Origin of the sequence: Acinetobacter sp. ESBL14, from assembly GCF_036668815.1 — a bacterium.
Lineage (GTDB): Bacteria > Pseudomonadota > Gammaproteobacteria > Pseudomonadales > Moraxellaceae > Acinetobacter > Acinetobacter gyllenbergii.
The window spans coordinates 242,194-267,108 of the sequence record NZ_JAZEVS010000002.1; the positions used below are offsets into that span (position 1 = coordinate 242,194).

Sequence of the window (24,915 nt, forward strand, 5' to 3'; positions counted from 1 at the left end):
ATTTCATTTGTCATGTTTTTGTAAAATATATCTTAAAATCAAATTTTGGGATAGTTCAAATTTTAAAATATAAATTTGATGAGGTTTTATTTTGTAGATATAAATGAGGTAATATTCTGATTTAAGTTTTTTAAATAATTTTGATTTAGATTCGATAAAATTGATAAGGGGAAAAATAATGTCAGAAGTTGACAATAATCAACAGCCTAAATCTGAATATTCATTACAAGTTGATTGTGCTTCAACTTTAAATTTTGTTTTACAACAAAATTCAGTTCCCCTGATCCGACAAATCTTAATATCCTCTATTGGAAATGTCGCTGATTCCAGAATAGTTATTCGTTCTAATCCTGAATATTTCAAAGAACACACGATTCATATCGCAAGTTTAGGGGCTGATCAAATTTTGTCACTTGATAAGCCAAAATTAAATTTTGATATAAAACTATTGCAAGAATTGCCTGAAAATATGAAAGGTAATATTGAAATCCTTTGGTTGAGTGAGCAAAACGAGGTTTTGACTGAGCAATGTATTGAAATTGATCTATTAACTATTGATACATGGGGGGGAGAACAACAACCGATTGAATTACTAGCAAGTTTTTCCCAACCGAATGCCTCATCATTGAGTCCGATTTTAATGGCTACTAGTGAAATTCTGAGGGCTACAGAAAAAAACGGTTTGAATGGCTATCTAGATCGGGATAAGGAGTTGGTGTTAAATCAACTGAATGCGTTATGGCAAGCATTACTATTTCAAAATCTGCATTATATTGTAAGCCCTGCAAGTTTTGTAAAAGCAGGTCAGCGAATCCGTTTAGCTAAACAAATTTTCGAGGAAAAGCTCGCCTGTTGTTTAGACACCACTTTATTGTTTAGCGCATTAGCTGAACAAATTGGTTTGGATACCTTAATTGTCATTGAAGAGGGGCATGCCTATGTCGGTGTGTGGTTAAATGAAACCCCAAACATTGATTTGATTATTGATGATGTTCAGGCGCTTAGAAAGCGCTATGATTTAGGTGAAGTGGTATTTATTGAAACCACCTTACTTACCCAACAGGCACGATTTGGATCTGCTTTAGAAACAGCAAAAACCTATATTAAGGATGAATCTCGTCAGCACAAATTTTATCTAGCAATTGATGTGCGGCAAGCACGACTACGCGGAATTAAGCCGATTTCTTCACAGCAGCAAAAGAAGAACTATCTGGATGAAACTGAAATTGAATGGACTCCAGCATCAACCCCTGTTTATGACATAGAACGTTTAGTTGAAACTAAATCCACTCGGGTTGATCGTTGGTTACGTCGATTGCTGGATTTAAGCCTCCGAAACAAACTTTTAAACTTTAAAGATAATCGTTACAGTATTCCTTTACAGTGCTCTGAGTCCATATTAGGAAAACTCGAAGATACTTTAGCAAATAACGAAGGTTTCTTATTTAAAAGTATTGATAGTATTTCGTTAAAAGATGTCCAGCGTGATAATGAAAGTCAGCATATTTATCAGTATGTCGATGAAAGTCTGTCGAGAAAATTATTATTTAGTCCATTAGATACACCTTTATTGGAAAAGCGTTTAATTGAAGTCTATCGTGCTTCACGTACAGCTTTGGAGGAAGGGGGGGCAAATACGTTATTTCTGGCAATTGGTTTTCTCGAATGGAAAGAATCAGAACGTTCGAAACGTACATTTAAAGCACCTCTAATGCTGATTCCTGTACAGATTACACGTGAGACTGCTAAAACTGGCTATCGCCTGTTTATGTATGATGATGAACCACGTTTTAACTCGACGCTATTACAGCTATTAAGACAGGATTTTGAACTGGATATTGCGGGTTTGAATCCGTTACCTACAGATGATTCAGGAATAGATGTAAATAAAGTCTTACAGATTGTGCGTAAAGCAATTGTGAATATAGCAGGATGGGAAGTAAAAGCTGAGGCTGCGATTGGTCAGTTTTCATTCTCAAAATATTTAATGTGGCTGGATTTATCTTCACGAATGGATCAGCTAAAAAATCAATCTGTGGTGAATCATCTTATTGAATCTCCACGGGAACCATTTATTAAACAAGATGAATTCCCTCAGCCTGCTCAGCTAGACCAACAATATCAACCACAACAATTATTTACACCATTATCGTCAGATTCTTCACAATTAGCCGCGGTTATGTCCGCAGCGTTGGGGCGTACTTTCGTGCTATCAGGTCCTCCTGGCACAGGTAAGTCTCAGACCATTACTAATATGATTTCGCAGTGTCTAGCAGATGGTAAATCTGTATTATTCGTTTCTGAGAAAATGGCTGCTTTAGAAGTCGTTTATCGTCGTTTAACACAAATTGGCTTAAGTGAGTTATGTTTGCAGTTGCATTCGTCAAAATCACAGAAAATGGAAGTACTGGATCAACTGAGAGAAAGAGCAGAAAAAAATAATGATCCATATTTCTTAAGTAATCAATCTAAGACTACAGAATGGCAAAAGCTTTCAAATCAATTGGTTAAAACTCGAGATGAACTTAATGAGCACGTAAAAATTCTTCATACAGCACATGAGATTGGCTGGAGTTTATATACTGCAATGAGTGATGAGTTACGGTATCGGGACACACCTAATTTACGTTTTCCTGAGATTAATATTGGGACATTAACATTAGAGAAGCGTGAGCAATTAAGTGAAATCGTAACGAAGGCAGTGAGTCTACGTCAGCTCGTAAGTCAAAATGTGAACGATGTTTTAGATGGTTTTGCAGAAGGTATATCTACACCAATCTGGAACTTAGTTTGGCAGGAACAATATAAAGTATTACAAGATCAACTTATTGAACAAATTCAAGATTTACAAAAAATCACTTTGACATGGCAACAAGCCTTTGGATTTAATGAAAAGCAAAAGTTGAATGAGATTAAGCAAGATTTATTACTTTTTACCAAAATAGTGGATTTCGTACAACAAGTTGATATAGAACTACTATCTAGAGTGAAAGATTTAAATATAAATAATGTGAAAAAAGCTGAGGCTTTAGCAAATTCTTTAAATCAGGAAAGAAGGCGTTTTTATAAATTAGTTGGTTTGGATAAAGAGATAAAAATACAAAATAGTATTTGGAAAAATATATGGCAGAGTTTTAAGGGAGTAGAAAGTAGCTTAGTTAATAAAATTGATAGCATACAAGGAGTTCTGCAACCTTGGCAGAGAGCGTTTAGTTTTTCTGAGAAAAGTACTCTTGATGAGTTTAGAAAGGATTTTACAGTTTATCACGCCATCTCGAATATAGTCGAGTATGCGGACGTTGATCTCATTGATGCCATCAAAGATGTTCACATTGATACGATTCATACTCTAAAAGAAGTAACGGCTGATTTATCTAAGCAGCGTTCTAACGTAGTTGGAACGTACAATCCTCTAATATATACATTAGATCTTGAGTTGCTTGGACAAAAATGGCAACAAGCAGAAGATAAAGTTTGGCCTTTTTCATGGTTAGGAAAGTTTCAAATTAGAAATTTGTTGAAGACTTACCAAACGGTCTCTCAACGTCCTACAGTTTTAACTGCTGCAAATGATTTACCTGTCTTAAATAATATTAAGAAACAACAGAATAAAATGGCTGAATATGAAAGTCAGTTGGCCTCAAGGCTTGGTCATTATTGGCAGGGTGAGAATAGTGATTGGTTAAAAATTGAAAGGGCATGTCAACAATGGCTTGCTGTAAATCAAATAATGAATAATTGCACTGATAAACAATCATTACTGAAAATCTTCCAATTTTGTAAGAATCAAAATATAGAAACTATTGGAATAGAAATCGGTGAGCTTGAAAGTCTACTGCAAAAATTCTCTGCTAACGGAAAAGAAGGCGGTTTTGAATTAGATAGTGTTGAACTTAAGACGCTGAAAGAAATATTACAATTAATTGGAAATTATCAAGAGGAGTTTGTCCAAATTTCTGAAGAGATAGAAATACCTTTGGAAAGATATTGGCAAGGTGAAAATACTGATTGGTCGAGTATTCAGAACGCTTATGAACAATGGCAGACTGTTAAACAGATAGTTGTATCAACAATTACTGATCAAACAGCTTTGTTGGCTGCCTTAGCATTTAGTAAACAACATAGTTTAGATGGTTTAAAGCAGGCTTTAGTTCGAGTTGAAGCTTCAATGCAACAATTAGTGAATGACCATACATTGCAGACTGATTCCCACGTAACTCAATATTTAGAGATTAATTTTACAGATATTATTGAAAGACAAAGGCAATTACAGCAGCAGAGTTCAGCTTGGAGACATTGGTTAAATTGGCAAGCAATTAAATATCAACTTATTACTCATGGCTTAAAGCCATTAGCATTTGAACTCTTACATGCTCCGCTGGAACAGGATGCTGCTCTAAAACGTTTGAATATTAATTTAGCGAGACACTGGATTACACATCAATTTAGCCAACATCCAGAATTAAATCAGTTCAACAGCCAGCAACATGAACAGAAAATACAGTCCTTTGCTCAACAAGATAAAGAGCATCAGTTTGCAGCAAGTCAGGAAATCATTCATCGCTGGAATGGTATTTTCACTGAGCAAAATCAATATAAGGGGCAATGGACTGTTCTTAATAAAGAGTTAGGAAAAAAACGTCGCCATCTTCCTGTACGTGAACTGATGCGGCAGATTCCAGATGTATTAGTCGGGCTAAAACCATGTTTATTGATGAGTCCACTATCAGTTGCTCAGTACCTAGATACTGAGGCAAAATTTGATGTAGTAATTTTTGATGAGGCATCGCAGATTCCTGTATGGGATGCAATTGGTGCATTGGCTAGAGGAAAACAGTCAATTGTTGTCGGTGATAATAAACAAATGCCACCAACCAGTTTCTTTGGTAAGGGGGACTCTGATGAAGAAGTTGACGAAGAAGTCACTGAAGATTTAGAAAGTATTTTAGATGAGTGTCTTGCCGCTCAATTGCCTGAATTAGCTTTAAATTGGCATTACCGCAGTCGTTATGAAAGCCTAATCCAGTTTAGTAATCAGAAATATTATAAAGGTGGTTTATTTACTTTCCCTGCACCTGTTGCTAAGGATACTGCTGTAAAACTACATGTGGTTGATGGTGTTTACGATAAAGGAGATACCCGTACTAACATTAATGAGGCAAAGGCGATTGTTGAATTCATTATTCAGCATTTGCAGTCTCAGTTGGGACACGAGAATCCTCTAACCTTGGGTGTTGTCACTTTTAATATGACCCAGCAAAAGCTGATTGAGGACTTGCTAGATAATGAATTGGTAAGTCATCCTGAATTGGAAACATTAAGTAAATCAGGCATTGAACCATTATTCGTGAAGAATCTGGAAAATGTCCAAGGGGATGAGCGAGATATCATTGTTTTTTCAATTACATATGCCAAGGACCAAGCTGGTCGATTATCAATGAATTTTGGTGCACTTAATCGTCAAGGCGGTCAGCGTCGTCTAAATGTAGCCATTACCCGTGCTCGCCAAGGATTACACGTTTTCTCAGCCTTGAATCCAGAAGAAATTAATTTAACTCGTACCAATAGCGAAGGTGTAAGAGATTTAAAGGACTTTTTAGTTTTTGCTCGTAGCGGCCAGCTACATTTGAATTATGTTGATCGAAATAAACAGCAAGCCAAAAAAGAGCTCGTACAATACTTGCAAACCAAGTTGCATGAACAAGGCTGGAATGTAGATGTCGGAATAGGTCAAGGTGATAGTTGTGTAGACTTAGCTATTAAAGATGACTTGAACTCAGGTAGTTATATTGCAGGTATTTTAGTTGATGGTGAAAACTATGCAAAAGCAGCTACAGCAAGAGATCGTGATCAACTTAGGCCAACTGTATTGAATGGTTTAGGCTGGGAGGTTTTATCAGTCTGGACGGTGGATTGGTGGTTGGACCCTGAGCAAAATCTAACTAATTTGATTCAAGCACTAGATGAGATAAAAGTGAGTCAGAATGTGGCTTAAATAGTTAGTACGGAGTAAATAAGATGTTGTTTTATTTACTCCGTACTAAGGGTTAAGAATATTTAATTAGATATAAAAATGAAGAAAACTTTAGATTATTACGATATCAATGCACTAGGGTTCTTCGAGTCTATATTTAAAGTAGATATGGAGAGCTTATATCAACCATTTTTACATTATCTATCAGATAATGCTTTTATACTCAATTTAGATTATGGTTTGAGTAAGCTATTAATAGACGAAAAGATTCAACCACTTGCATTAAGCTTCTTAAATAACAAGCCAAAGTCATTAGTCAATTTAACTCATGAGGCTAATAATGTCGAATATCAATAAAGCTCAGCAAGAAGCACTAAATACCTTAGATGGCCCAGTACTCATTATTGCTGGTCCAGGTTCTGGTAAAACTTTTACTTTGGTTGAGCGTATTGTGAAGTTGATTCAGGTCAAAGGTGTTCAGCCCGAATCAATTTTGGTTGTAACTTTTACTGAAAAGGCGGCAAGAGAGCTAACGACACGGATTTCAAATCGACTTCTTGAGTTGAAAATTGATCTGAATCTGAATGAAATGTACTTAGGAACCTTTCACTCTATTTGCTTAAGAATTTTAGAAGAGAATCAACAGTACACACGTTTAAAGCGTAGTTTTACTTTGTATGATCAGTTTGATCAACAGTTCCTTTTGTATAAAAAGATGAAAGAATTTACTGAGGTTGAAAACTTTCATTTGCTAATTAAAGAGGAACAGTCACGTTGGAATCAAGCGAATGAACTTTTAATTTTACTTAATAAAGTTACGGAAGAAGCTTTAACCCCTGATGAGTTAAAAGAGGCACATGATATAGAGGTAGAGATATTAGGTGAATGTTTGGAAAAATATCATCAATTATTAGAAGAAAATAATGCTCTAGATTTTTCCACTATTCAGTACGAAACATTAAATTTATTAGAACATCAGCCAACAGTAGTATTGGAATTACAGCAAAAGCTTAAGTATTTAATGGTAGACGAATATCAAGATACCAACACTATTCAAGAACGTATTTTAAAATTATTGATGGGCGCAGCTCAAAATCTTTGTGTCGTTGGTGATGATGACCAAGGCCTCTATCGTTTTCGTGGGGCAACAATACGGAATATTTTAGAGTTTCCTAAGAACTTTGATGAACATAAATGTAAGCAAATTCAGCTCACAACTAACTATCGTTCTCACCCTGATATTGTGAATTTCTTTGGTCAGTGGATGCAAAGGCTAGAATGGGGATCAGGAGCTAATCGTTTTCGTTATGATAAAAACATACGTGCTAGAGAAGATAACTTTCCTGAAGTTCCTTCGGTGATTAAAGTTGTAGCAGAAGGGCGTGAAGATTGGTATGAAGAAAATTATCAGTTCCTATTATCTTTAAAAAATGATGGTCTGACTGATTGGAATCAGGTCGCATTTTTATTTAGATCAGTACAAAGTGATCGGGCTGTTGGCCTAGCGAACTATTTGGAAGAAAAAGGTATTCCTGTTTATTCTCCACGTTCAAATCAATTTTTTGATCGTGAAGAGATTAAGTTACTCATTGGTTTATTTATTTTTTTATTTCCGCAGTATTTCAATATCCGTAAATGGAATGAAAATCTTAAACTTGCTATTTGGGACTACTATGACCAGCAATGTATTCCTTCGATTAAAGAGGAATTACAGAAACCTGAAAATCACGATTTATTAAAGTGGGCACAAGAACGTGCTAGAACACATTATCAACTCGTTGAAAATACAGATTATGCGTTCACAACATTATTTTATCAGGCTCTACAATTTCCTTTATTTAGCAAATATTTTTCAGATGAGGCGTTGTATGGCTTAGATAAGGGTCGTGCTGCGCGAAACTTATCTAAGTTTTCATCACTGTTAGCGAAGTTTGAGCATCTTCATTATATTACGGTTATTTCTCGTGAATTTGTGGACAAGAATTTGACAGATCTGTTCAACCAGTATTTTAGATTTTTGAAAGATGGTGGTATTGGAGAGTATGAAGATGATTCTGAATATGCACCGTGTGGTTGTGTATCCTTCCTGACGATTCACCAATCTAAAGGGTTGGAGTATCCAATCGTTGTGACGTGTAGCTTAGAAGGTGTTCCGAGGAAAAGTCATACAGCACTTGATGAAATTCTAGAAAATAATTACTTCAGCAAGCCACCTTATGAGCCTTTTGAGTTAATTAAAAACTTTGATTTTTGGCGGTTGTACTACACTGCTTTTTCACGAGCTCAGAATTTACTGGTACTTTCAGCAGAAATTAAAAAAGGTGTTGGTAGTTCGCCTTCGAAGTATTTTAGGTCGGTTGTTGATGGCCTAGTAAATTGGAACCACCCTGAACTCGACTTATCAGGGATCGAATTTACTCAAGTGAAAGAAATGAACCTAAAACGTGAATATGCATTTACCTCACATATTCTTTTGTTTGAAGGGTGTCCTGAGCAATATCGATTCTTTAAAGAGCTTGAGTTTCATCCTGTTCGAGCTGGTGCACAGATTTTTGGTACCTTGGTACATCAAACGATTGAAGATATTCATAAAGCTGTGTTGCGCAATGAAGGCCATTTGGTTAGTCATGAGCAAATACAGAATTGGTTGAATACTAATTATATTTATTTGTCTAAAAAAGAACGACAGTTCTTGGCGCCGAATACTTTAAAGGCGATTGAAAGGCATGTTGTAAATTATTACGATCGTGAAAAGAGACAGCTTGATCGTCTGCAAGAAGCTGAAGTTGAAATTTCATTGGTGAAAGATCAATACATCTTAAAAGGAAGTATTGATTTAATTCGTGGTGAAAATGGTACAGTGGAAATTATTGATTTTAAGTCCGAACGTAAGCCTGATTTAGAAAAAGAAAAAATAAGATTTGAAACGTACCAACGTCAACTTCAGTTGTATGCACATTTGCTTGAAGAAAAAACAGGGCAGACTGTGAGTCGAATGCATCTTTACTATACTGGCGAGACAGAGGGGTCACCTTATGTCAGTTTTGAGAAGAGAAATGATCAGATCGAACAGACTGTGAAACAGTTTGATCAAGTTGTGTCTCGTATTGAAGCAAAAGATTACGGGATGACGTGTAGACCTGATAAGCTTTGCCCCAACTGTGACATGCGCTTTTACTGTGATCGTAAGAATTGGAATTTTATGAAGGAAAGTCTTTAAATGACGACTGAAAATAATACTTTAGATTTTACTGAAGAAAGCCCTCAAGAGGGGTTATTTAAATTCGAGCCAATTAAAGGCTATCCAATGTTGAGTTGGAAAGGTAAGCGTCCTTTTACTTCAACAAGTTACTACCCTGCACAATTAAAGGAACAACATGGTGAGGCTGTAAATAGTTGGCTGAATAAAATTTTTTGGGGAGACAACCTACAGGTTATGGCTCATCTTCTAAAAGAGTATCGCGGAAAAATTAAACTAATTTATATTGATCCCCCTTTCGATTCAAAAGCAGACTACAAGAAAAAAATTAGCTTAAAAGGTCATGATGTTGAGAATGATCAGAGTGTCTTTGAGGAAAAACAATATACTGATATTTGGTCAAATGATGAATATCTACAATTTTTATATGAACGCCTAATTATATTGAGAGATCTCCTTTGTAATACGGGTTCTATCTTTGTTCATGTAGATACAAAAAGATCTCATCATGTCCAATGTATTTTAGATGAAATTTTTGGAAGCAATAACTTTCAAAACTCCATTTGTTGGAAAAGGAGTCCATTTGCTGGTAGTAGTAAAGCTAGAGCAAATAAATTTCCTATTAATCATGATGTTATATTGTTTTATACTAAAACAGCTCAATTTTCATTTAAACACTCCTATAGTGAATACAGTGAAGATTATTTAAAAAGATTTAAAAATCCCGATAATGATCCGAAAGGTCCATATAGAGTAACTTCATTAAAATCATACTCCCAAGAGCGATTTAACGAATGGGAAAAAGAAGGAAGACTTATACCCCCAAAATCAATTGGAGCTGGATGGTCATATAAACAATACTTGTCTGACTCAAAGGGAGTCCAAGCTGATGATTTCTGGGCAGAGGAGTTTGATTTTGGTAGTATGTGGGGAGATATCAATCTCGATAATCCAATGTCGAATGTTAGAACAAATTACCCAACTCAAAAACCAGAGGGATTAATTCGAAGAATTATCCAATCAGCCTCGGAGTCTGGGGACATTGTTTTTGATTGTTTTATGGGATCAGGCACCACTCAATCAGTAGCAATGCAAGAAGGGCGTCGTTTTATTGGTGCAGATATAAATTTAGGTGCAATTCAAACAACTACAAAGCGTTTGCTTAAAATGGCAGATGAACTCAAGAATACTCAGATTGAGTTTAATGATGAAAAAACTTTGTATACAAGTTTCGAAGTCTATAATGTCAATCATTATGATATATTTAGAAATCCTATTCAGGCAAAAGAATTACTGATCCAAGCTTTAGATATCCAATCAATTCCAAACAGCGTTTACGATGGTGAAAAAGATGGTCGTATGGTGAAACTGATGCCAGTCAACCATATTGCGACTAAAGCGGATGTTGCTGATTTAATTCATGGCGTAGACTACAAAGCTTTTGAAAAGCGTAAAGAAGAAAAGCCAAATCAACCTGTTGAAAAAATTACTATTTACTGTATGGGACATGAACCTGATTTAGCCGCATTTGTGGAACATTCTATTAATTATAAGCTTGATATTGAAGTCGTGGATATTCTACGTGATCGATCTGATTTACAATTTAAACGTGATTCTGAAGCTTTATTAAAGGTGGAAAATAGCCAATTAGTTATAGATAAGTTCTATCCAATGAATTTATTGCAAAAGCTATCACAATCCAAAGACATGGTTTCTGACTGGCGTGAAATGGTCGAAAGTATCATGATCGACTGGAACTATGATGGTGCGGTTTTCCAACCAACACTTACAGACATTCCTGCGAAAAATGAACTTGTAGAAGGCCAATATACAATTCCGGAAGATGCTGGAACAATCCGCATTAAAATTACTGATCTCCTTTCAGAATCATTAGAGCGTGATTTGACAGAAGAGGAGTTAGCGAATGGCTAAGAAACCTAACTCTTCGGCAGCTTTAGACTTTGCCTTCTTTAATTACTTGTGGGCATTTTACGAAAGCAATAAAGGTAACATCCGTAAAAGCTATAAAGAGCTGAGTAAAAAGTTTTTAGATTATAATGATCCTAAAAATCGAACAGATGCATTCTTGCGTAGGCCACAGTTTGAAGCATTAGAAACTTATATTTTCTTAAAAGAGTTTCTAGGAAATTCAAAAGTAGAGCAGATCTTTGCGGATTGGTTTGAATCTAAAAATCAATTTGAAGGTCGAAAAGCTACTGGCTTTATTAATGATGATTCCTTACAAGGTAGTTTGTCATTTGAGGATGTCCTTGAGGTAAAAAATTATCAAGCCGTGTTGAAAAAAATGAAGGATAACAGTCGAAATTATCCTAACTATATTTTCGCTTTAACGATGGGCACGGGTAAAACCTTACTCATGGCAACGTGTATCTTTTACGAGTTTTTATTGGCTAATAAATTTCCTAAAGATAAAAGATTCTGTCAAAACGCACTTATTTTTGCACCTGATAAGACGGTCTTACAGTCTTTACGTGAGATTGAGTCTTTTGATATTTCAAAAGTTGTACCCAAAGAATATGTTGGTATTTTTGACGCGAATCTAAAGTTTCATTTTCTTGATGAAGCAGGTACTTCACTAAGCACTATAGACGGTTCTAAATTTAACTTAGTTGTTTCGAATACTCAAAAGATTATTCTTAAGCGTCAGCATGCTGATAAGACAGCTACTCAAAAGCTATTTGAAAATGATCAGCCTAATTTTGGTGAACTGACGGAGCTGCTTGGTGATTTAGGTCTACCTGCTAATGAAGATGATCTAAAGACAAACCAACGGTTTGAGAAGTTATCACGTTTGCCTCAACTTGGTATCTTTGTCGATGAAGCACATCATTCTTTTGGTGATGCATTGAAGAAAAATCAGTTAGGTAATAACAATTCTAAGACCGATAAGAGTCTACGTAGAACCATTGATGAATTGTCTAAAAATTTAGAGGAAGCTGGTACCCATGTAGTTGCTTGTTTTAACTATACGGGTACACCATATGTTGGTAAGGATGTATTACCCGAGGTCGTATATGCTTTCAATTTAAAGAATGCGATTCAAGAACGCTATTTGAAAAGCCCAGAAGTAAACTCATATACGACTACGCGGACTGAAGAGTTTGTGAAAATTACTGTAAAAGATTTCTTGGATGCTACAAAAGGCCTTAAACCCGAAGGCTTATTACCTAAACTAGCTTTTTTTGCTTCAACAGTAGAGGAGCTTACTGAAGAGTTAAAACCTGAGCTAGAACGTCAGTTAGCAGAACATGGTATTTCGACTGATAAAATTTTAGTCAACGTTGGTGATGATAAAATTACCAAATCTGATGATATCCGAAATTTTAATAATTTGGACGTGGCTGGAACAGAGGGATCTGAAAAGCAGTTTATTCTGTTAGTCAATAAAGGCCGTGAGGGATGGAACTGTCGTTCATTATTCGGCGTTGCAATGTATCGTTCACCGAAATCAAAAGTATTTGTTTTACAGGCAACTATGCGCTGTTTACGTTCAATTGGTAAACAGCAATATACAGGTTCAATTTATCTAAGCAAACAAAACTACGATATTCTTGATACTGAGCTTCAAGCAAACTTTAGGATGACTGCTTCTGAGTTTTCAGACCCAGATCCTAAACCGAAAAAAATGCTGAATGTTCAAGTGAGAGAAGATGTAAAGATCAAACTCAAACATGTCAAGCAAACGATTAAGCTTAAAGAAAAAGAGTTTGTAGAAGGTACTTCACTTGATCTTGACCCAACAAATGAAGATGCTTGGCATGAACTCACAAGTAAGTATTTAATCATCCAAACGACGACGACAAATCTACAGGCTAATGATTTCAACAGTGCTCAATATACAAATTCTACGGATCGTACTAATGAAAAAGAAAAAGTTGAATATTCAGGTTTAACTTTGGTTGCTGAAATATCTCGATATTTAAATTTGAGTCCGATCAAAATTGAGCGAATGCTTGATCAAACCAAAGAAGGCTTAGAAAGGATTTTATTTTGTATAAATCAGTTCAATGAGCTTTTGTATGATGTGGTGATCCCTAGATTATTTACAGCATTGTACGAGCAAGATATTGAGTCAGAAACGATAGAAAAAGAAGTGCAGTTGATTATTCCACCAGCAGTTGGGGGATTATCTTTCTATGAAATTGCAGAAGGAAAAGGCGGAACCTCGACTTATGCAGATACACAAGCAAATTATAGAGATAAGAGTTTTAATCTAGATACATATACCTTTGATTCAAATCCTGAATATGCTTTGTTTTGGGACCTATTGAAAGATGATGACGTTGAAAAAATTTACTTTACGGGCATGTTTACTGATAAGTCTAAAACTGAATTTTACTTCCAGTACATTGACCCTGATTCATACGCATTGAGAAATTACTACCCTGATTTCTTGGTTCAGTTGAAAAATGGTCAGTACATCATTGTAGAGGTGAAAGGTGACCATCAATATGACGATCCTATTGTTTTAGCTAAAGCTAAGGCTGCTAAAGAATATGCAAGCCATAGTCAGATTGAATATAAAATGATTAAGGGAACTGATGTAAATGCGCATATTTACCAACAGCTACTTGGCCGCAAAGTATTATCTAACAATGTAAATTTAATTCAATAAAATGAAAAAGTATCATAGGTTTCTGTAATACTTTTATAAGTAAAAGGTATTTGAATATGAGTCAATTGCCATACAACACTGGTCCAGCACAGCCAACTCCTGAGCAACGTCTTTTTTTAATGAATGAAGATGATTGGGAGTTATTTATTGAACAATGTGTTGTGCAATTAAAGAATGAGAACAATTATAAACATGTACATAGGTTAGGTGGCGCAGGAGATAAAGGCCGAGATGTATGTGGCCTCACTTTAGAAAAGCCTGAAGCAGGTACATGGGATTTATATCAGGCTAAACATTATGGAGATAGTTTGAGTCCTAGTAACTTTGGAGGAGAATTAGCAAAATTTATTTGGTGTGTATTTAAGGGTGAATATACAATTCCTAGATCTTATTTTATTTGTGCTTTAAAAGTAGGTCCGAAACTATACGATTACGTAATGAAGCCTACTGATTTAAAAGAATGGATTTTAGCAACATGGAAAAAGAGAGAGTTTAGTTACCCATTTTCTGATGAGCTAGAAAATTTTATCAATGGTTTTGATTTTGAAATAATTAAAATCAAACCATCCAATGAGCTTTTAGAAATACATGCGAGATCGTCAAATCATTGGAGTTTATTCGGTGTATTAGGGCCTCGAGAACAAAACCCTGAAGTCCCAGCGGCACATGAAAAGGAAGAAGAGATATATTTGAAGGAATTGCTAAAAGTATATAAAGAAGTTGGTGGGAGTTTATTAGAGTTAACGACGTTATCAAAACCGCTTAATAAACATTTGATGATGCAACGTAGACTATTTTACTCTGCGGAAGGTCTGAATCGTTTCAGTCGTGACAAATTGCCAGGTGCTTTTGAGGAACTGCTGGTGCAGGTTGAGATAGGCATAGGAAATGAGCTCATTTATCCACATGAAACAGGCTATGAAAAAATTCGTAATGTTTTAAATGTAGCATCTTCACTGCAAGTTACATCAAATCCTCTACATGCCAGACTTCAGGGTGGTGATTTACAAGGTTCTTGTCATCATTTAGTTAATCAAGAAAAAATTCAATGGATTGACGATGAGTGATATTTTTAATACTTCCTTAGAATTAGGGGTACGAATGGTTTATCTCTTAGGGGCTCTATATCCTAGGGGAGCAGATATCCATAAATTAGCATATCTCGATTATGCTGTAATCTATTCTTCTGATTTTGGTGGTCCTGAGAGTTTACATACATTAGTGCCTTTTCGGGGTGGGGAATTTTCAAACAAGAAAGATGCTTTAGAAAGTGGTATATTTTTAATGTTAAATCGCTCTCTGATCGATGTTGTTATTGATGATGATGGGGTTAATTATTATATAGGAGATAATGGACCTAGTATTATTTCAGTAATGAACAATGAATATTCAAAAAAATTAATTGAGAGATGCGAATGGGTTGCTAAGAGATTTGGTGGCTACAGCGAAGTTGAATTGCGAAATATTTTCTTTAATGAAAGTATAATTATTGGTTCTGATATATCAAATTTAAATTACTTAGGTGAATAGTTAAATGAAGTTTTTTATAAAATCTTTGATAGTTATTGGAAATAATAAAAAGCCAGCTATATTAAATTTTGATAAAAAATCTCATTTAATTTTTGGTCCAACTGATACTGGAAAATCATATATCGTTGAATGTATTAGGTTTTGCTTGGGAGATGAAAAAATCCCTAAGGATGTAGGCTTCAGTGAAGGATACAGTTTAGCTATTCTACAAATTGAATCAAATAATGGAAAAGAATTTACAATTTTTAAAAGTTTAGCTAATGGTCAAGAAAGTGTATATGAAGGAATATATTCAGATGTCCCAATAGACTTAGCTCAAAAACTTGATTTTAAAGTAGATGATTTTTTGATAACTGAAAATAATATTCAAGAAAACAAAATATTAGTTAAATCGGGAACTTTAGGTCGTGTTACAGCAAATGACTTAAGGCGCATTAGTATATTTGATGAGATTCAGACTCTCGATAATATTAATTTTGAAGGTAAAGACACCAATACAAAGGTAAGAAATAGATCTGCTTTATCTTTTTTCTTAACAGGTTCTGATGATTCACAGATGCCTTTAGCTATTTCAACGGATGCTAGAAACCAAGCTAAAGGACAAGTGTCATCGTTACAGGAACAGATACAGATACTTAATGATGAAATTCCAAAAGATATAAGTAAGGAAGATGTAGAAGATAATCTTGATAAAATTTCTTTGCAAATAGATGAAATTAATAAATTTTTGACATATGACTATCAAGCATTAAGAGAATTAAAAAGTGAGTTTTCTTCATTAGAGCGAGAAATAAACGAAACTAATCCCAAAGTAATAAGTCTAATAGAAGCTAAAGAGCAATTTTCTATACTTGATCAGAAGTATCTGAATGATATTAGTAGACTGGAGATGACAAATATATCTGCCTCGATCGTAGCTAATTTACCGAATAGATCCTGTCCAATTTGTTTAACTACGTTAGATCATCAAAAAAGGCATCATATTTCAGAAGAAGATTTTGCTAAAATAAGAAATGGTGCTGCCGTAGAAATTCAAAAAATAAATCGATTAAGAGATGGTTTAAAGTACGCTATAGAAGATATAGAGTCAGAAATTTCAGAGCTTTCTCTAAAATTGGATAGTTTAAATTATAATTTGGAGAGTAATAAAATCCAGCAAAAAAAATTACTAGAAGCAGATGGTTTGAGTATTAAAGATAACCTAAAGGAACTTGCTGAGAGAAAAACTGAGTTATCGATTTATTTGAATAATTTTAAAATTATTCAGAGATTACAAATACAATTAGAGAAAGAAATACCAAAATCTAAGCGTATGACTCAAAAAATAGAAAGAAATCTTGCTAATTCAGCAACGAATTTATCAGTAAGAATCAAAGAGCTATTAGAAGAATGGAAAGTTCCTGATGTTCGAACGATCGACTTTGATGATAAGTGTGTTGACATAAAGATTAATCAAAGAGCTAGGGTTTCGTATGGAAAAGGAAAGCGTGGGATATTTTTAACTGCTTATATGGTTGCTTTGATGGAACTTAATATTGAAAATAATTTACCTCATCTAGGATTTGTAATTATAGATTCTCCAGTCGTTACTTACAAAGACCCTAAACATTCAAAAGAAGAATTACATGAACATGATGTGAATTCAGATGGTGAGTTGCTACCAGAAGGTGTTAAAGATAGCTTTTATGGATGGTTAACAGCACGGAATAATAATGGACAAATTATTGTTCTAGAGAATGAAGAGCCCAGTGCTCAACAAAAACTTCAACTAAGTTACACGGAGTTTGTAGGACGAAGTGCTACTAGTAAAGAAAGAGCAGGTTTTTTCCCCAGTGAATTGAAACTTAAAAGCTAATTTATAGGTTGTTGGAGAAGTCATGAAGCTAATTCATATCATTGATACAGATCAAGATATGTGGATTGATATGGATGTATTCTTCCAACAATCTGAAATGGAGCTGACTCAATGGCGTAGTCAAATAAAGGAGCGATATAAGAGGGATAAAACTAAGCCTGTTTTTAATTGTGCTTGGTGTCAATCACCAGTGATTCTTTCGAGACGTACAGATCACATGCAGATTAACTCCTCTGCAACTTTCTTTTTTAAACATATCCCTGAGTTAGAAAATAATCCCAATTTCCAGTGCCCTGTAAAGCATATCAAACAGCTGTCAGAGCAAGAAAAAACTGCGCTTAAATATCAAATTGCTAAAGAAACTCAACAACATAAATTGTTGAAAAAGAACATGTATAAGAGCCTTCAAGTGGATGAGGCTTTTAGTGATATTCATATTGAGCAAGTTCGTAAAAGCATTGACCTAAAGCAATGGCGTAAACCCGATGTATCTGCTCAATACCAAAATCAGTTAATCGTTTTTGAAGGACAGCTTTCTACTACTTTCTTAAATGTGATTATTGATCGCAAGATTTTTTATCAAGATAACAATTCTTGCTTATTATGGATTTTTAATCATTTTGAGCCAACTGAAAAAGCAAAGAAACAGTCAATCCAAGATATTTACTATAACAATAATGCTAATGCCTTTGTAGTGAATGATTCTACAGTTGCTCAGTCTATTAAAACAAAAGTTTTTACCTTAGAATGCCATTATCTAAGGCCTGAAATACAGAATAATCAAATTATTAATAAGTGGAATTGTGAGTTCGTTGAATTTAAAAAATTGATCCATAATGAATCTACAAAGCAAATATACTTTTTTGATTATGAAGCTGTATATCGAGAATTAAAGCAAAGATTAGGCTTACAACAAAAATATTTACAAGAAAGTAATAATAAAAATGATAAACTAAAGATTAGAAAGTATCTTGAATCATTAGAACAAGTCGATCTTGACACAAAAAAACCATCAAAAAATAAATCTGAATTATTAGTCGAATTTACTGAACTATGGGTAAAAGCTCATTATCTTACCGACAGTCAATTTAACTTTCAGTGGTTTTATATTCGTGAGGAGCTTGAGCTAATGGCAATAAGTACACCCAAATACATTTTGCATGCACCTTATAAAACAGTGGTCAATTCAATTTTAAGTGCAAAATTTGGTTATGTTGTAGGTAACAATATTAACGATATAGTGGGTGTGGCTCATAACTTGATGGAACATCATCCAGCTTATATTAAACATTTCATGCTTACTTTAAAAGTAACAGGCAAACCTGATTTATTAAACGAGAGAGATAGTTCGGGTAAATGGAAACAGCGTTATAAAAGATATACTCAACAGCCAGAAGATGCCAAAATTTATAAGCATGATTTAAACCAATTTATTGAGTTTTTAGTACCTGAGTTTGAAGAGCGACTAATTGCTTGGGGTGAAAGCTGTGAATTTCATTCGAAAGTAATGTTTAGTGAAGTAAATAAAGAATAAAATACCAACTCTAGAAGAAGTTCATGATTAGTAAAATTAGTTATAAATATGATATTGTTGAATAAATTTATTTTTATTCCTGAGAAAATGGCAAAGAAAAGTTGTATAAATGTGTTGGGACATAATTATGTTCTAGTAGGCGAAAAACAAAACAAGATTTTGAAAAAGCATGAGTATTTAAATTTAGCTCCTTCATATAGGGGAATCTATAAATGCTCATATTGTGGGAAAGAAATAACATCCCTTTCTTATATAAATTCTAAGTTCTAATATTAATTCTATTGCCTTGATAAGATAATGACTTCAACATAAGCTGTTTTATGTTTAGGAATAGATACAGCTTTAAATACGTAAACTATCAATAAAATCAGACCATTCTTGCATCATTTTGATGCGATAGTCTAAATGTTGAGCATGGTTATAAGCTTGAGAAACGGCATTCCCAACCCGATGTGCCAATTGAATTTCAATCGCATCATGCATATAGCCTTGCTCATGTAAGGTAGTAGATGCTAGCCCACGAAATCCATGACCAGTCATTTTGCCGTTATAACCCATTGTGCGAATCGCGCATAAAAGGGCATTACTACTGATTGGCTTCGCGGTACTGTAATTATAGAAAACGTACTGTTTTATACCTGTAATCGGTTGAATCCTTTCTAGTATTTCTAAAGCTTGCTTTGATAAAGGCACTATATGGGGCATAGCTATTTTCATTTTGTGTGCTGGAATGCGCCATAAACGATTCTCATAATCAATCTCATTCCACTCCATCATTCTCAGTTCTGCTGTTCTGACAAAAGTAAGCGTCATCAATTGTAGGGCGGATCGAATGATAAGGTTGCCATGGTAGCGATCCATACGCCCAAGAAAGGCAGGAAATTCAGAAATATCCAAACGTGCCATATTCTTGACTTTGCGTGGTTTAAGAGCTTCGCCTAAGTGTGGGGTAGGGTCATTCTCAATAATACCTTTACGAATCGCAAAACGAAAAATACGCCCAGTTAAAGGGATTGAGCGTTTCGCCATTTCTAATGCACCACGCTCTTCAATTTTCTTGGCGCAAGCTAATACGTCTTTCCCTTTAATTTGATCAATTGGCATATTGCCTAGAGCAGGGAAGAGATCTTTTTCAAATACTGACAAATCACGTAAATAAGTCGCTTCTTTAAGGACTGCTTTACGGTCTTGCATCCATTCCATCACAAGTGCTCTGAAAAGCGTACTTTCATCAACCTGCAATTTTTTTTGTTTCTTCACTTCGTTTGGGTTAATTCCATCTTTTAAGTTTAAGCGTGCTTCATCACGAATTCTTCTTGCTTGGGCAAGTGTGGTGTCAGGATATGAGCCAATACTAAAAATATTTTCTTTGCCATTGAAGCGAAATTTCAAACGCCAGTGCATTCCACCTGATGGTGTGACTTCCAGATACATGCCCTTTTCATCAGAATATTTGGTTTTCTTTTCAGCAGGTTTGATCTTTCTGACCTGAGCATCTGTAAGCATTGCAGCGTTTCCCGTAGAAATTTGGGGGTATAAAAATAGGGGTAATTTATTATACCCCCAGTTATACCCCCAACTATATCAGGATTCAATAGGGTCAATTGGAAAACATAAGGCAATAAAAAAAGCCTAAACCCTTTAGATTTAAGCTTTTAGGACTCTATGAGATATCATAAAAAGTAAACTTGGCGGTGAGAGAGGGATTCGAACCCTCGATACGCGCAAACGTATACACACTTTCCAGGCGTGCTCCTTCAGCCACTCGGACACCTCACCAAGGTGTGCGATAGTACCCAAAAAAATGCACGCTGCCAAGTTGTAGTCGAACAGATTTGCAGAAAAACTTTTTGGCTAATGATAATATTGCGCCATATAACGTTCTATTTTGAAGACAACATCATATGCAAAGTACTGCAAAAAAAGCCGCATTGCCCGCGGTGACGCTGGCAGCATTAGGGGTGGTATTTGGAGACATTGGGACCAGTCCGCTCTATGCAATACGGCAATGCTTTGTCACAGGACATGTTGATATCAGTGAAGCGAGTATTCTTGGTATTCTTTCTCTGATCTTCTGGTGTATGAACCTGACCATCAGTTTTAAGTATGTTTCAATGATCATGCGTGCGGACAACAATGGCGAAGGCGGGATCATGTCACTGCTCGCACTGAATCTGCGCTCCTCCGTTTTTAGCAATAAAAATAAAATCTTTCTGATTGCATTGGGCTTTATCGGCGCATCACTGTTCTTTGGTGACGGGATCATTACCCCAGCAATTTCAGTCCTATCTGCGATTGAAGGTTTGAGTCTGGTGACACCTGCTTTAGATCGCTGGCTGGTTCCGATTGCTTTGGGTATCCTCACCGCATTATTCATGGTGCAACGACATGGTACTGCCACCATGGGGAAATTCTTTGGCCCAATTACACTGTTATGGTTTGCATCCATTGGTCTGATTGGACTGTGGAGCATTATCCAGACCCCGTATGTCTTGATGATGGTCAATCCGTATTGGGCATTCCATTTTGTCTTTGATCAACCGACAGTTGCCTTTATCACCATGGGTGCCGTGATTCTGACCATGACTGGCGGTGAGGCGCTGTATGCCGATATGGGACATTTTGGACGCTTGCCGATTAAATTGGCGTGGTTCTTGGTGGTCCTGCCATGCTTACTTTTAAACTATGCAGGACAAGGCGCATTACTATTACGTGATGCTAAAGCTATTGAAAACCCGTTCTATTTGCTGGTTCCTGATTGGGCTTTATTCCCGATGATTGGCTTGGCGACGGCAGCGGCCGTGATTGCATCTCAAGCGGTGATCACAGGCGTATTTTCGATGGCCAATCAAGCCATTCAATTACGTTATTTACCACGCTTAACCGTGCACCATACCTCGGATGTGGAACAAGGGCAGATCTATTTGCCATTCATTAACTGGGTGTTGTTTATCTCGGTGGTGATCCTGATTCTACTGTTTGAAAGCAGTGCCGAGTTGGCCAGTGCTTATGGTGTTGCGGTGACCATGACCATGCTCTGCGGAACCATTCTAATTTCGACTTTGGCGTATGGCGTATGGCGTTGGCCATTGTGGAAAGTGGCTTTATTTGCGGTACCGTTCCTGATCATTGACTTAATTTTTGTTGGTTCAACCTCATTAAAAATCTTGTCGGGCGGTTGGGTGCCGATCTTGATTGGTGTGGTGGTGTATACCATTTTAATGACGTGGAAACGTGGTCGCGAAATCGTCTATACCCGTATGGAAACCAATGCCTTGCCAATTGAACTGTTTATCAAGAGCATTGGCATGAGCAAAGAAACCCATTTTGTGCCAGGTGAAGCGATTTTCTTAACAGGGACCCCAAACATTGTGCCGCATGCGATGTTACACAACATCAAGCACAATAAAGTGCTGCATGAGCGTAATGTCATGGTCACGGTCTATACCCAAGATATTCCCTATGTGGCAGATGAAGATCGCTTAAAAGTTGAAAAACTGGATGAGCATTTTTATCGTATCTATATTTATTATGGCTTTAAAGATCAGCCGAATGTACCGAATGCATTAGAACAAGCTTATAAGGAGCTTGGTTTTGAATTCGATATGATGCAAATGAGCTTCTTTATTTCACGTGATCGTATTGTACATACCGTGGGGGATGGCATGTCGCCGTGGCGTGAAAAGTTATTTATCTCGATGCAGCGCAATACCAGTCCTGTTAGTGACTTCTATCAGATTCCAACCAACCGTGTGGTGGAGTTGGGCAGTCAGATCGAAATTTAATAACACAATAGAAAAAGGCACTTTCGAGTGCCTTTTTTATTGTCTGTTGCCTGAGTGTACAGATTTGCGACATAAAATGTCGCTCTGGGCTGAAACTCAATATACACAGGGCTTTTGAGTTGCTAAGCTGCGCGTTCATATTGATTTTGATGTAGTTATGGCAAAGAAACCAACCCGAAAGAGTAAAAGCCCATTTGCTTTTTTGAGCCAAAATGTTGGAAAAATGATGTTGGCACTGGTCGCAACAGGGAGTTTTGCGATCGCATTTGGCAGTGAAAAAATTTCCAAGTTCATCCCATTTCAATCGAGTAATACGGGATGTTTAAAACAGTTTTATCGTGATGTTCCGCCTTTACTCAGCAAAGACAGTCTGAAAAAAGACAGTTATGCACTGTGTTTTAATGATTTTAATGTGATGTATTCAGGTATTTCCAAGACCCCATTATGGACAGCAGAATATCTGACCCCAGAACGCTTAAGCGTCAAAATTAAACGGGAAGATAATTTCCACGAGGAAACACGAGTAAAGCCCGCTCATCGTGCTTTATTGTCAGACTATCGTGGTTCTGGCTATGACCGTGGTCATATGGCACCGAATGGTGATATGAATAATACGGCGGCACAGTATGACAGCTTCTCACTGGCCAATATGGTGCCACAAGCGCCGAAGAATAATCAGGAAGTGTGGCGTAAATTAGAAGAAGCGGTACGCTCGATGGTGACCAAACAGCATAAAGACGCCTATGTGCTGACAGGTCCCGTATTTGAAGGTAAACGCCTGAAAACCATTGGCAGTGGCGTGATTGTCCCGACTGCGGTTTATAAAGCGGTGTATTTACCCAAGCAAGGGATTATAGGGGCGTATTATGCACCGAATAATAATTCTCAGCAGGTCAAAGTGGTCAGTGTTTGCTATTTGGAAGAGAAACTGGGCATTAATTTATTTCCACAGTTGACCGAGCAGCAGAAACGTAACGTCTATCAGCTGCCTGTTTCTGCGCAGCAAGTGAAGCCGAATAAAGACATTAGCTATTTGCATTGGGATGGTCAGAGTCAATGTGCTGAAGATGCTAAAACCGATGCGATTCAAGCTCAGCAACGTGAGTTTAGTTCACAACCGACCAATGCCACTGAAAGTAAATTCCCGCAAATTGATGAAGAGACCAAGCAAGCCTTGATCAATCAATTGGTGAATGCTTTGGTGCAGTATTTCTTACAAATCTTGCGATAAGTACGGCTTGCAAAGTCAGTCTGCTTGGCCCATGTTGTGGTATAGATAACAACAATGAGAGGGAAACGATGTTTAAGCCTTTTGAACAGGGTGATGAGTCTTCAGCAATTTATGATCTGACCTTGGAAAATCAGGTCGATTGCGTGAGTTTATATGGCAATTTGCAGATTACCAAAGATCAATCAGGCCTTAAAACCGCAAAGGCATTGCAAAGCTTTATCAATGATGTGGTTGCGGCATTGGAGAAGGGTGATTTGCCTGAGCAGATTGAACGAAAACCTGAGCAGGATATTGAAAATCCATTCCTATAAGTAAAAAAACAGCCGTTGCAGGCTGTTTTTTTATGCAAGGTGAGCTTTAGTTTTTCTCGCTACCCACCACTTTATAGATCACTGCACCAATGATGGCACCGATGATTGGCGCAACCCAGAATAACCAAAGTTGGCTGATTGCTGCTGTTTCCGCAAATAACGCAACCGCAGTACTACGAGCAGGGTTTACTGAGGTATTGGTGACTGGAATACTGATCAAGTGAATCAATGTGAGAGCTAAACCAATTGCGATTGGTGCAAAGCCTGCAGGCGCACGACGATCAGTAGCCCCCATGATCACGATCAAGAAGAATGCAGTTAAAACAACCTCAATTAAGAATGCTGACGCAACCGAGAAATGGTTTGGAGAAAGTTCGCCATAACCATTGCTTGCGAATCCACCTGTACCAGCAAAGCCAGCTTGACCTTGTACAATGATGTACAGCACGAATGCTGCAAGCGCACCACCAATCACTTGAGACACGATATAAGGAACTAAGTCTTTTGAATCAAAACGTCCACCGACCCATAAACCGACACTGACAGCAGGGTTAAAGTGACCACCCGAAATATGACCAAACGCATAAGCGCCAGTTAATACGGTTAAACCAAACGCAAGTGCAACGCCTAAAAAACCAATGCCAAGTTCTGGGTATGCAGCTGCAAGCACAGCACTACCACAACCACCAAAAACAAGCCAAAAGGTCCCGAGAAATTCTGCTAAATATTTGTTCATTGTTATCACCACATCAGTTATAAAAAATAAAAAAACAAGCATCCAAAATTTATTATGGATATGTTTAACCCTCGTGAAAAAATTGTGAACCAATTCACATAGGTATATAGGCTCTTATATAAAA

13 protein-coding genes, 1 tRNA gene and 1 pseudogene are annotated in these 24,915 nt (G+C 36.4%); 12 read left to right on the forward strand and 3 right to left on the reverse strand.

Going from position 1 to position 24,915, the window contains the following annotated elements; translation table 11 throughout:
• Positions 1-178 precede the first annotated feature (178 nt).
• The 9 genes and pseudogenes from V6E90_RS09295 to V6E90_RS09335 all read left to right on the forward strand — a co-directional run bounded on the left by V6E90_RS09295 (position 179) and on the right by V6E90_RS09335 (position 18,728).
• Complete coding sequence (locus V6E90_RS09295) at positions 179-5,995, forward strand: DUF4011 domain-containing protein (protein ID WP_332605186.1); 5,817 nt, start codon at positions 179-181, stop codon at positions 5,993-5,995.
• Between the two features lie 78 nt (positions 5,996-6,073).
• A pseudogene (locus V6E90_RS09300) lies at positions 6,074-6,214 on the forward strand (SAM-dependent methyltransferase); the annotation flags it as partial.
• Between the two features lie 100 nt (positions 6,215-6,314).
• Positions 6,315-9,194, forward strand: a complete 2,880-nt coding sequence (locus V6E90_RS09305; RefSeq protein ID WP_332605188.1) for an ATP-dependent helicase — start codon at positions 6,315-6,317, stop codon at positions 9,192-9,194.
• Positions 9,195-11,105: a site-specific DNA-methyltransferase gene (locus V6E90_RS09310; RefSeq protein WP_332605189.1), complete on the forward strand. Its 1,911-nt coding sequence runs from the start codon at positions 9,195-9,197 to the stop codon at positions 11,103-11,105.
• On the forward strand, positions 11,098-13,809 hold the full coding sequence (locus V6E90_RS09315; protein WP_332605190.1) for a TnsA endonuclease N-terminal domain-containing protein: 2,712 nt from the start codon (positions 11,098-11,100) through the stop codon (positions 13,807-13,809). The genes V6E90_RS09310 and V6E90_RS09315 overlap by 8 nt, the downstream gene beginning before the upstream one ends.
• A gap of 56 nt (positions 13,810-13,865) precedes the next feature.
• Positions 13,866-14,876, forward strand: a complete 1,011-nt coding sequence (locus V6E90_RS09320) for an ABC-three component system protein (RefSeq protein ID WP_332605191.1) — start codon at positions 13,866-13,868, stop codon at positions 14,874-14,876.
• Positions 14,869-15,339, forward strand: coding sequence for an ABC-three component system middle component 2 (locus V6E90_RS09325; protein WP_332605192.1), 471 nt, complete (start codon positions 14,869-14,871; stop codon positions 15,337-15,339). Before V6E90_RS09320 ends, V6E90_RS09325 begins: the two co-directional genes overlap by 8 nt.
• 4 nt (positions 15,340-15,343) lie before the next feature.
• Entirely contained in the window at positions 15,344-17,194 is a 1,851-nt protein-coding gene (locus tag V6E90_RS09330; protein ID WP_332605193.1) for an AAA family ATPase, read from the forward strand.
• Positions 17,195-17,216: 22 nt separating this feature from the next.
• Entirely contained in the window at positions 17,217-18,728 is a 1,512-nt protein-coding gene (locus V6E90_RS09335) for a DUF6035 family protein (protein ID WP_332605194.1), read from the forward strand.
• 342 nt (positions 18,729-19,070) lie between these two features.
• Here the strand turns inward: V6E90_RS09335 and V6E90_RS09340 are convergent, their stop codons facing one another.
• Complete coding sequence (locus V6E90_RS09340; RefSeq protein WP_332605195.1) at positions 19,071-20,234, reverse strand: tyrosine-type recombinase/integrase; 1,164 nt, start codon at positions 20,232-20,234, stop codon at positions 19,071-19,073.
• Between the two features lie 183 nt (positions 20,235-20,417).
• Positions 20,418-20,507, reverse strand: a tRNA-Ser gene (locus V6E90_RS09345).
• A gap of 125 nt (positions 20,508-20,632) precedes the next feature.
• On the opposite strand from V6E90_RS09345, the gene V6E90_RS09350 reads away from it, so the two are divergent.
• The 3 genes from V6E90_RS09350 (at position 20,633) to V6E90_RS09360 (ending at position 24,055) form a co-directional block, all read left to right on the forward strand.
• Entirely contained in the window at positions 20,633-22,513 is a 1,881-nt protein-coding gene (locus V6E90_RS09350) for a potassium transporter Kup (protein WP_016542955.1), read from the forward strand.
• Between the two features lie 157 nt (positions 22,514-22,670).
• Complete coding sequence (locus V6E90_RS09355; protein WP_032865896.1) at positions 22,671-23,744, forward strand: DNA/RNA non-specific endonuclease; 1,074 nt, start codon at positions 22,671-22,673, stop codon at positions 23,742-23,744.
• A 68-nt stretch (positions 23,745-23,812) separates the two neighbouring features.
• Complete coding sequence (locus V6E90_RS09360; RefSeq protein ID WP_016542953.1) at positions 23,813-24,055, forward strand: hypothetical protein; 243 nt, start codon at positions 23,813-23,815, stop codon at positions 24,053-24,055.
• A 46-nt stretch (positions 24,056-24,101) separates the two neighbouring features.
• Here V6E90_RS09360 and aqpZ read toward each other — a convergent pair whose 3' ends face one another.
• On the reverse strand, positions 24,102-24,791 hold the full coding sequence (gene aqpZ / locus V6E90_RS09365; protein WP_332605196.1) for an aquaporin Z: 690 nt from the start codon (positions 24,789-24,791) through the stop codon (positions 24,102-24,104).
• Positions 24,792-24,915 lie beyond the last annotated feature (124 nt).

Excerpts from the sequence above, each read along its gene's own strand:
- V6E90_RS09350 (WP_016542955.1), top strand. The coding sequence starts at position 20,633 with ATGCAAAGTACTGCAAAAAAAGCCGCATTGCCCGCGGTGACGCTGGCA.
- V6E90_RS09355 (WP_032865896.1), top strand. The coding sequence starts at position 22,671 with ATGGCAAAGAAACCAACCCGAAAGAGTAAAAGCCCATTTGCTTTTTTG.
- V6E90_RS09325 (WP_332605192.1), top strand. The coding sequence starts at position 14,869 with ATGAGTGATATTTTTAATACTTCCTTAGAATTAGGGGTACGAATGGTT.
- V6E90_RS09315 (WP_332605190.1), top strand. The coding sequence starts at position 11,098 with ATGGCTAAGAAACCTAACTCTTCGGCAGCTTTAGACTTTGCCTTCTTT.
- V6E90_RS09310 (WP_332605189.1), top strand. The coding sequence starts at position 9,195 with ATGACGACTGAAAATAATACTTTAGATTTTACTGAAGAAAGCCCTCAA.
- V6E90_RS09330 (WP_332605193.1), top strand. The coding sequence starts at position 15,344 with ATGAAGTTTTTTATAAAATCTTTGATAGTTATTGGAAATAATAAAAAG.
- V6E90_RS09295 (WP_332605186.1), top strand. The coding sequence starts at position 179 with ATGTCAGAAGTTGACAATAATCAACAGCCTAAATCTGAATATTCATTA.
- aqpZ (WP_332605196.1), bottom strand. The coding sequence starts at position 24,791 with ATGAACAAATATTTAGCAGAATTTCTCGGGACCTTTTGGCTTGTTTTT.
- V6E90_RS09340 (WP_332605195.1), bottom strand. The coding sequence starts at position 20,234 with ATGCTTACAGATGCTCAGGTCAGAAAGATCAAACCTGCTGAAAAGAAA.
- V6E90_RS09320 (WP_332605191.1), top strand. The coding sequence starts at position 13,866 with ATGAGTCAATTGCCATACAACACTGGTCCAGCACAGCCAACTCCTGAG.
- V6E90_RS09305 (WP_332605188.1), top strand. The coding sequence starts at position 6,315 with ATGTCGAATATCAATAAAGCTCAGCAAGAAGCACTAAATACCTTAGAT.
- V6E90_RS09360 (WP_016542953.1), top strand. The coding sequence starts at position 23,813 with ATGTTTAAGCCTTTTGAACAGGGTGATGAGTCTTCAGCAATTTATGAT.
- V6E90_RS09335 (WP_332605194.1), top strand. The coding sequence starts at position 17,217 with ATGAAGCTAATTCATATCATTGATACAGATCAAGATATGTGGATTGAT.